Below are 10,021 nucleotides of genomic sequence, written 5' to 3' on the forward strand. Positions count from 1 at the left end.
AGATGGCAACAACAGAATTTATCGCCGCTATTGAACTTGGTTCATCGAAGATAACCGGTGTGGCCGGAAGAAAGAACAGTGACGGAAGCATGCAGATACTGGCATACGCCCAGGAAGACTCTTCAACGTTTATCCGCAAAGGAGTGATCTTCAATCTGGACAAGACAGCACAAAGCCTGACTTCTATCATCAACAGACTGGAAGGTGAGTTGAAAAACTCAATCGCCAAGGTATACGTAGGCATTGGCGGACAATCCCTCCGCACAGTCCGCAACGTAGTAAGTCGCGACCTCGAAGAAGAAGCGATTATCTCGGAAGAGCTGGTAAACGCTATCGGCGATGAGAACGTAGCGATTCCGGTAGTCGATATGGATATACTGGACGTAGCGCCGCAAGAATACAAAGTCGGCAATAATCTGCAAGCCAACCCGGTGGGACTGGTAGGAAGCCACATCGAAGGACGTTTCCTCAATATCGTCGCCCGCTCTTCCGTACGGAAGAATCTGGAACACTGCTTCCAGCAGGCAAAGATCGATATTGCCGACCAACTGATCGCACCACTGGTAACAGCCAATGCCGTGCTGACCGAGAGCGAACGCCGTTCGGGCTGCGCACTCATCGACTTCGGAGCTGATACCACCACTATTTCGGTTTATAAAAACAACATTCTCCGCTTCCTGACAGTGCTGCCGCTGGGAGGAAACAGCATCACCCGCGACATCACCACCCTGCAAATGGAGGAAGAAGAAGCGGAACGTCTGAAGAAAACTTACGGAGACGCCCTATACGAAGAAGACGAAAGCGAAGAGCCCGCCACCTGCAAGCTCGAAGATGAAAGCCGCACAGTCGAACTGGGCAAGCTCAACAACATCATCGAGGCACGTGCCGAGGAAATCATCGCCAACGTATGGAACCAGATTCAAATCTCCGGCTACGAAGACAAACTGCTGGCCGGCATCATCCTCACAGGTGGAGCCGCCAACCTAAAGAATCTGGAAGAAATGCTTCGCAGACGCTCGAAGATAGAAAAGATGAGAATGGCGAAACTGCCTCGCAACACCGTTCACGCTCCCAGCAATATACTGAAGAAGGACGGTTCGCAGAACACCCTGTTCGGACTTCTGTTCGAAGGCAACCAGAACTGCTGCCTGATAGAAACCGCTCCCCAGATACCGGTCACTCCCGCCACTCCCCGACCGGAGCCAGAAATTCACAAGACCGTAGATATGTTTGAGGACGATCAGGAACTGAAAGAGCAAGCCCGACTGGCACGCCTCAAGAAAGAAGAGGAAGAGAAAGAAGCACGGGCAGCCGCCAAGGAAGCTGAAAGACTCCGCAAGCAGAAGGAGAAAGAAGAGAAAGAAAGACGCAAGAGAGAAGCCGGTCCCAGTTGGATTCAACGCAAGATCGACTCCCTGACCAAGGAAATCTTCTCTGACGACGATATGAAATAAATTCAAAATTCAATAATATGGACGAGATAGTACAATTCGATTTCCCGACCGACTCACCGAAAATCATCAAAGTGATTGGTGTAGGTGGCGGTGGCGGTAACGCTGTGAACCACATGTACCGGGAAGGCATACATGACGTAACGTTCGTTCTCTGCAACACGGACAACCAGGCATTGGCCGAGTCACCCGTTCCGGTGAAACTGCAACTGGGCCGTAGCATCACACAAGGACTTGGAGCCGGCAACCGTCCCGAACGGGCACGCGACGCCGCCGAAGAAAGTATTGACGATATCAAAGAACAGCTGAACGACGGCACCAAGATGGTATTCATCACTGCCGGAATGGGAGGAGGAACCGGAACCGGAGCCGCCCCTGTCATCGCCCGCATTGCGAAGGAGATGGATATTCTGACAGTAGGTATTGTCACCATTCCATTTATTTTCGAAGGAGAAAAGAAAATCATTCAGGCACTGGACGGCGTCGAACGTATCGCCCAGCACGTAGATGCCCTGCTGGTCATCAACAACGAGCGCCTGCGCGAAATATATGCCGACCTTACCTTCATGAATGCTTTCGGCAAGGCCGATGATACGCTTTCCATCGCTGCAAAGAGTATCGCCGAGATTATCACCATGCGTGGTACGGTGAATCTGGACTTTGCCGATGTGAAGACCATCCTGAAAGACGGTGGTGTAGCCATCATGAGTACCGGATTCGGAGAAGGCGAGAACCGTGTCACCAAAGCTATCGATGATGCCCTCCACTCTCCGTTGCTGAACAACAACGACATCTTCAACGCTAAAAAGGTGATGTTGAACGTATCCTTCTGTCCCACGTCCGAACTGATGATGGAAGAAATGAACGAGATACACGAGTTCATGAGCAAGTTCCGCGAAGGTGTGGAAGTAATCTGGGGTGTCGCCGTAGACAACTCTCTGGACACCAAAGTAAAGATCACCGTACTCGCCACCGGATTTGGTGTAGAAGACGTGCCCGGTATGGACACACTGCACGAAGCCCGCAGCCAGGAGGAAGAAGAACGCCAGTTGCAGCTTGAAGAAGAGAAGGAGAAGAATAAAGAGCGTATCCGCAAGGCATACGGTGAAAGTGCCGGCATCGGAAAGAAAAGCCTGCGCAGCCGTCGCCATATCTATATCTTCAATACCGAAGATTTGGACAACGACGACATCATCGCCATGATAGAGGAATCTCCTACTTACACGCGCGATAAAACGAAGCTGTTGAAGATCAAGACGAAAGCGGCTCTTGAAGAGGAAGTTGCCATGGAAGAGGCTACGGACAATGACGGAGTAATCACTTTCTAGATGGTTCTTCCCCTTGCTATTACAAATTGTAAATAATTAAAATATAAATATCATCATGGATTTATTTGACAAAGTCAGCGAAGACATTAAAAACGCAATGAAGGCAAAAGATAAAGTTGCCTTGGAGACTTTAAGAAACATAAAGAAATTCTTCATCGAAGCTAAAACAGCTCCGGGAGCCAACGATACACTGACAGACGAAGCTGCCTTGAAAATCATTCAGAAACTGGTGAAACAAGGTAAGGACTCTGCCGAAATCTATATCGGACAGGGACGCCAGGATCTGGCTGACGGAGAACTGGCACAGGTTGCCGTAATGGAAGCTTATTTGCCCAAACAAATGACTGCTGAAGAACTGGAAGCTGCATTGAAGGAAATCATTGCCGAAACAGGTGCTACCAGCGGAAAAGATATGGGTAAGGTGATGGGAGTTGCCTCCAAGAAGTTGGCAGGACTGGCAGAAGGCCGTGCTATTTCTGCAAAAGTAAAAGAGTTGTTGGGATAAGCCCCCACACCTCCTCCCCAGAAATAAAAAAAACTTTTTGGTCTCACGGTCTCATTCCATTAAGATAAGCCGTAGATAATCAGCAATATAAAGAGTGAGAGATCCTTTTCAAACAGGTGTCTCTCACTCTTTTCTTCATTCAAACAGCTATTTTTCACGTATCTCTCATCCACTTCAAGGGTATCTCTCATTGTTTTTAAGGCTTCATATGTTATGCTGCTACCTATATCCTTCTCTTTTGATACCTACATCTGCATGTTTTCTTACCGATATCTTCATCGTTCCACCCGGGTAGGACGAACTGTCTACTACTGTGACACGATCAGTTCACCTAAGTGCGATAATCATATCACCCGGGTAGAACGATGAAGATATCGGTGAGATAATATGATAATACCAATTGAAAGACTGGAGAATATAGGATCATTTGCATCTAAAAGAGCGGTAAACAATAACTTCTTGATTTATGAAATTACCTATTTGACATCAAGTTACAAGAATAAAAACATAATAAATGGCATTATATAAATTAAATTCTTACTTTTGTAACAATAGGAAGATAACATTCCTGCTTTGACGACAAGCAAAACATTCTTTTTGGATAGTTTCTACAACGAACTAAATTACGACAAACAGATGAAAAGCAGTACATTGATAACTATTCTAGCTACATTCTTATTAGTAGGGTGCAGCAAACAACAATCCACTTTGGACAAACAACTGGATGAGGTTGAAAAAATCATAGAAGTAAATCCTGATAGCGCATCAAGCATACTGGAAAACATAGCATCTCCGGAGCAGCTGGATGATAAAACCTTTGCACGTTGGTGTATGTTATCGGGCAAAGTCACTGACGAAATCTTTAATATCCTATTGCCATCTTATCAATTCGAGCGAGCTAACGCTTGGTATTCATCCTACGGTAAACCCAATGAACAAGTACAAATCTTAATTTATTTAGGACGTTCCTATGCAAATGACGGGGATTATGACAAAGCAATGTCTATATATACTAATGCGTTAGAGATTGGCGAAAAGAATAAACTCTATAATTTAGTTGGGTATACATATAGCTATATAGGCGACTTATATAGAGAGAAAGCCATGCGAACAGAAGCTATCAAAAAATACGAAATGGCTGCCGACAATTTCAAAAAAGAAAATAACACTGATAGCTACGCTTGTGCTCTAAGAGATATGGGGCGTGAATACGCATGCACTGATTCAATATCCCGTGCCCTTGAAATTCTGCTTATGGCAGATTCTATAACCGAAACTTCAGAGGATAAAGATGTAAAAGCTTCAATCGAAAACACTCTGGGCAACATATATGTAATGCATAACAAATACGATAAAGCTAAAAAGTTCTTCTACAAAGCGTTGGAAGGAAGAGAAAAAATGCCTAATTACATGGCATTAATTAGCTTATACATAGCATCTGACTCTTTAAATCAAGCAAAAGAACTCCTGCAAAAGATTCCACAAGATGATCCTACTTATACTTATAGTATTAAATATCTATATTACCAGATATACAAGTCAGAAAAAAAATATGAGCAAGCACTCACTTATCTGGAAGACTATACTAATATATTAGATTCCACGGTATATAGCAACATCCAGTCTAAGATACTGAACATAGAACATAAATATAATCACCTGAAAATCAGCAAAGAAATAGATAATCTAAAAATGAAGCAACAGAACTACATCATAGTTTCTGTTATCTGTATTGCAGCTCTGCTGTTAATAGTTATAGGATATTTATTATACAGAAAACAAGCAAAAGAGAAAATCTTAAAACAGCAAAAAGAATTAGATAAGATGAAGTTAAACCTATACACACTTTCTCTTGAGCTTGAAAAGAAACGAAGTTTATTAAATACATTCAAAGAAAAAGACGAAAATTATGATCAGCTGCAAGAAGACATCGTTCGTTTATCTGCCAATTATAGAAAACTACAAAATAAATTACTTATAGATTCACCTCTATACAAAGAACTAACAAAATTGGGGAATCAAAACATACCGGGAAATAATAAATCGCTCATAACGGAAAAACGATGGAAAGCCATTACAAATGAAATAACAACCATATATCCTGAACTTTATAATTATATATATAGCTTAGGTCCGAACTTACCGGAAGAAGATTTTCAATATTGCTGTTTGTACCTTTTTGGATTCGATACCAATACAGAAGCAAAACTATTAAATATTGCCCCCAATTCCGTAAGTAAAAAGCGTTCCAGACTTAAACTGAAACTCAATATCACATTCCCGACTAATTCTTCATTATATGAATATTTGATTAAGAATATGCATTAATATCCATATTTTATAGAGATATTACCGATGTCATGTTCACAGTACATATCTAAATCGTAAGTGACTGATTATCAGCCACCGCCTGTCCATATCAAAACTAGTAGTTCTCATACTTAGTCCCTCATATTTTAATAACTTTGCAGAAAACATTTAAAGATATGAGAAAGCTAAGTATTACATTATTATTAATTGCCCTTTCATTCATAACGATGGAAGCCAATATTTTATCAACACACAAAAGCAAAATTTTAGTTTTTAAAGGATGGAGTGAACGCCAGAAGTCAGTTGTTTTTATACCCATAGAAGCAGTTCTCGAAGGTCATAACATCGAAGTGCAGTTTTTTGAAAAACCGAACGAGCCAGTCACGTTTCAGGTTAAAGACAAGAATGGAAACATTGTGTTTCAAGATATGACAACTCCTGATAACCTGGAAATCTATCAAATAGATGTGAGTGGCTTCAAGACGGGGCAATATGAACTTCTCTATATAGAAAAAGATGTGACTCTCATTGGAGAGTTTGAAATCGAGTAGACATCAACACATATAAAGACGATTCATTTGTCCTGTCATAACGCCAATATTAATCCTATAAAAATAATATTTATGAAAAACATTTCTAGATTTTTAGTAGCATTGTGTTGCAGCGCACTATTTTTATTCTCATGTGAGAATGAAATTGAAAGTGAGATTCAATCCTCGTCAGAAGAATTAGTTACATCCGCAGAGACAAAGGCACTGTCAGTTGATAGTCTTGAACCACTTAAAATGACAGACGAGTTAAAAGCATTAAAAGAAAGAATGGATGAACTAAAGAAAACAAAGACTAGAGCGGCTTCCAGTAATTACGGCCAATATTTTTCTGAGAACATGTGGGCTATTCGGGAAATGCCTTTTACATTGAGAGCAACAAGCGGAGGTTATCTTACAGCTAGTGGCAGAGGAGGGAAAGTAGATGTAGATGGCCGTAGAGCAGATATTTACAAACAATTTTATGTTACAATCCCCCCGTCAATTGTAGGAGTTCCCTATTTAATTTATTCATGCCAATCTGAAACACCTCTGGCTGTAGGTCACTATACAAGTAATCCAAACCAGAAAGTCGTATTAGCCATGACTACTAACTCCCCGAATGAGTTTTCTGCTTCTTGGGATATTATACCCGCAAGCAATAATCCGGGAGGGTACGTTATTCAAAGTGAATCGTATATCGGACAAGGAAGTGGCGGTTGGTGGGATGTTTTTAACTATGTGGTTGAAGTACAAGGAAGCAATCTGGGTTATAGTCAATACTCACAAAAGGCAGAACAAGAGTTCACCATCACTCCCAATGCTCCATTCACTCTAAAGAAACTCGAATTTATTAATCCATATTCTGCTACCGTAATTCAAAGAGAAAATATTTCTATCCAACAAGCAACCACAAATGTTTCATTTCAAGAAAAGCGGGATAATCTGAAGTTCATTAAAGAAATGAAAGACAATTCTTATTTTGAAGAAGAGAAAGGTATTGCATTTCAAGTCCCGGCATCGGACCTAGAATTTGCACTCCCCACCGTAACATTAGGAGAAATAGACCTTGTACCTAATAATAAAGTTCCCGTTGATACGAAATATGAGCCCGGCATCCGCAGAACAGTACTGAGAACACTATATAAGGAAATTCCTGTAGCAGTCAAACCGCGTACAAAGCTCACACTGACATATTATTTTAAAGCTTATGATGTATCAGTAGATTATGTCGCTACTATCGAATATTTTAATGAAAAAGATAAAGAGATTAGAGAAGCTAAACTACCCGGACGTTGGAGCGGAAGAATATATGTTGATGAAATAGCCGAACCGGATTATGAAGAAGTAAACTTAGATACTCAACGAAGTGCAAAAGGAAAAGCTAACATCAAAAACGTTACTCAATCATCACCACTCACTTTTTAAATTATACGCAAAATGAAGAAGTTATTTATATCCCTATGTATAATATTGTTCACAATATCATGCACTAATGAGGAGGAAACTAATAATTATACTCCGGTAGATAATCAAAGCAATTCCACATCAGAAATCATCTTGCAAGAACGTAACTCTAGTTTACCTAGAGTGTGGTCGAAAAAAACAGCCCAAAGAGTCACGACAAGAGCATCCTTCACCGATGCTACAGACTTCCTTGGATGCTCTTATGCAGTAGAAAATGGAACTTCTATTATCGGTGATTTCGCTAACGCCAAATACCCGGTTGTCAACATGAAGAAGTTACTCGAAAGGTACCCTTCATACATCAATCCCAAAGAACTAAGAACAACAGAGACAAAGGCTTTATCTTATTCTGATTTCGATCGTTTAGAGAAGAATAAAACTTTCACTAAAACAGTAAAGTCCGGTTTTTCTCTAAATCTTGGACCATTCAAATTTGGAAGACAAAAAACTATCAAAGAGACCTTTGTCCATAATACAGATGATAGTGAGAAGGTAGTCCATGGAGAACTCAGTATAGAGGTAGTCAATGGAATGTTAAACTTGCAAACAGCACCTAGTGCATTGAGAAAAATTGCAGCTGATTATTTAGATGAATTATTCGTAGATGCATTATATAATTCATCTATGGTGGAATTAATGCAAAGTTATGGAGAATTTGTCCTAACTGGCTACTATACAGGAGGACGGGCTTCAGCACTTTTTTACGGAGTTGACACAAATAGTATACAATTCGACAGCAAAGAGAAAGATATGGATGTAGCGATAAATGCATCCTATGAATGGAAAAATAAAAAGCCAACAGCTCCAAGCGACACAATTCATTCTGCTTCAGGAAACTTATCCATTGGAACAAAGAGAGAAAACTCAGAAACAATAACCAACAAATTCTCCGCATTATCATATTCCATCAAAACTCTTGGTGGAGCGTATGGTTACAGCATTTCAACTCCCCCCTATGATATTACGAACTATTCTATTGATTTAACCCCTTGGCTGCAATCGTTAAACGATCCCAAAACACATACTATGATTGATCTGCAAGATGGTGGACTATATCCCATATCCGATTTTATTTTGGAAGAGAATTTTAAACAAAGATATAATGATACTCACATGGACTTTCAATATCAAGAGAGTCTTGAAGAACCATATATAGAGATTATAAAGATGTATATTCGCAAAAGCAATTCGGGAGAAAAATTATATGATATTGTTCCTGTGCTCAATACAAGACAAGGAGATAAGCTTATATTCTCGAACCCAGATGCTGCTAGTCAATCCGATGAAGAATTAAAAGCTAACAGCATTCCCGCAACATTTCTTACCAAAAGTAATGCAATAAAAGATGAGAAAAGTAAATACTACCAATTAAAAATTAAAGCAGATCCCAATAAGACTATAAATCCAATTATACAGACTACTCTTTCATTCCAGATAAACAATGTGGATGAGAAAGGTATGTACAAGTTCAAAAATGCCAACACTAATATTTGGTACATATATAATCCAACATCTATGTATTGCTTTGCATACTATGATGATGACTATATTCCTGATGCATATGGAATATTAGATTGGGTAAACGGCATCCCCATTAAGGCAGTTACTATGACAACTCTGTATCAGAGATACAAAATATATGGTTTGTAGTAACAATAAACAGAATTAATGTTCCTAATAAACATAGATTTATTAGGAACATTAATAATAAAACATTATCTTTATTCAGACTTAACAAATAACTATTATGAATACAATCAAAACGCTTCTATTATTATCATTTAGCATCCTATTATTTAACTGTAGTGATGAAGAAGATAAGAAAACTGAAAAAGAGTTTATCTTTAGCGCAAGTGAATTAAAACAAACTGAATGGGAAGGAGAATTCCTTTACCTAACAAATGGAGAAATTGACTCAAAAGGATCGATAAAAATCGTTTTTTATACAGAAAAAAAAGGTGTTTGTGAGTATAAATTTGATTATCATATTGATCCTGAGACAATAAGTTTTGAATATGAAATCAGTGACAAATTTATGTACATTGATGGTCCTCTTCCTATTCATGGAAATTGGATACAACAAAAATACAACGGAAATTCTCTAGAAATTGCTGATAGCAAAGCGGCTTTTACCAATTCTCGCATGATAAAATTAACGAGAGTCAACTAGTAAAACCTTTTTCTACTAACAATTACCATTCCAAGGAAATAGCCTGAAAATAGGAGTCTTACATCTGTCTAATAGCAGATGCATTATTCCTTTTTATTACTATCAAAATCTTCTTATTAATAAAATTCACCAAAGTATCAACCATAAGAAACATGAAACAATCTAATATCTCCGCAACAATAATAATGTCAATAATATCATTTGCATCGTAAGCCCCCGATAAAGTACCCGTTGTCTTTGTATCTTTAAGTCTCGATCTTTGC

9 protein-coding genes are annotated in these 10,021 nt (G+C 39.5%); 8 read left to right on the forward strand and 1 reads right to left on the reverse strand.

The features are described from left to right. The first annotated feature begins 2 nt into the window (after positions 1-2). The 8 genes from ftsA (at position 3) to KTR07_RS22145 (ending at position 9,758) form a co-directional block, all read left to right on the forward strand. Positions 3-1,454 (forward strand): cell division protein FtsA, encoded by a 1,452-nt coding sequence (gene ftsA, locus KTR07_RS22110; protein WP_048696469.1) that lies wholly within the window; start codon positions 3-5, stop codon positions 1,452-1,454. A 17-nt stretch (positions 1,455-1,471) separates the two neighbouring features. After that, positions 1,472-2,779 (forward strand): cell division protein FtsZ, encoded by a 1,308-nt coding sequence (gene ftsZ, locus KTR07_RS22115; protein ID WP_008763706.1) that lies wholly within the window; start codon positions 1,472-1,474, stop codon positions 2,777-2,779. Positions 2,780-2,834: 55 nt separating this feature from the next. Continuing rightward, a complete protein-coding gene (locus KTR07_RS22120; protein WP_008763705.1) occupies positions 2,835-3,284 on the forward strand; it encodes a GatB/YqeY domain-containing protein in 450 nt (149 codons plus the stop codon). 636 nt (positions 3,285-3,920) lie between these two features. Next, on the forward strand, positions 3,921-5,612 hold the full coding sequence (locus KTR07_RS22125; protein ID WP_011108833.1) for a tetratricopeptide repeat protein: 1,692 nt from the start codon (positions 3,921-3,923) through the stop codon (positions 5,610-5,612). A 158-nt stretch (positions 5,613-5,770) separates the two neighbouring features. Next, positions 5,771-6,145, forward strand: a complete 375-nt coding sequence (locus tag KTR07_RS22130) for a DUF3244 domain-containing protein (protein WP_048696471.1) — start codon at positions 5,771-5,773, stop codon at positions 6,143-6,145. Positions 6,146-6,217: 72 nt separating this feature from the next. Continuing rightward, positions 6,218-7,549 (forward strand): hypothetical protein, encoded by a 1,332-nt coding sequence (locus KTR07_RS22135; RefSeq protein WP_011108831.1) that lies wholly within the window; start codon positions 6,218-6,220, stop codon positions 7,547-7,549. Positions 7,550-7,561: 12 nt separating this feature from the next. Next, positions 7,562-9,238, forward strand: coding sequence for an MAC/perforin domain-containing protein (locus tag KTR07_RS22140; protein WP_011108830.1), 1,677 nt, complete (start codon positions 7,562-7,564; stop codon positions 9,236-9,238). Between the two features lie 97 nt (positions 9,239-9,335). Further along, positions 9,336-9,758, forward strand: a complete 423-nt coding sequence (locus tag KTR07_RS22145) for a hypothetical protein (protein ID WP_011108829.1) — start codon at positions 9,336-9,338, stop codon at positions 9,756-9,758. A 58-nt stretch (positions 9,759-9,816) separates the two neighbouring features. Here the strand turns inward: KTR07_RS22145 and KTR07_RS22150 are convergent. Beyond that, positions 9,817-10,021: hypothetical protein (locus KTR07_RS22150; RefSeq protein ID WP_217315508.1), on the reverse strand; the 205-nt coding region annotated here is incomplete at its 5' end.

The sequence above is a fragment of the Bacteroides sp. MSK.20.82 genome (genome assembly GCF_019052485.1).
Taxonomy (GTDB): Bacteria; Bacteroidota; Bacteroidia; order Bacteroidales; family Bacteroidaceae; genus Bacteroides; species Bacteroides thetaiotaomicron.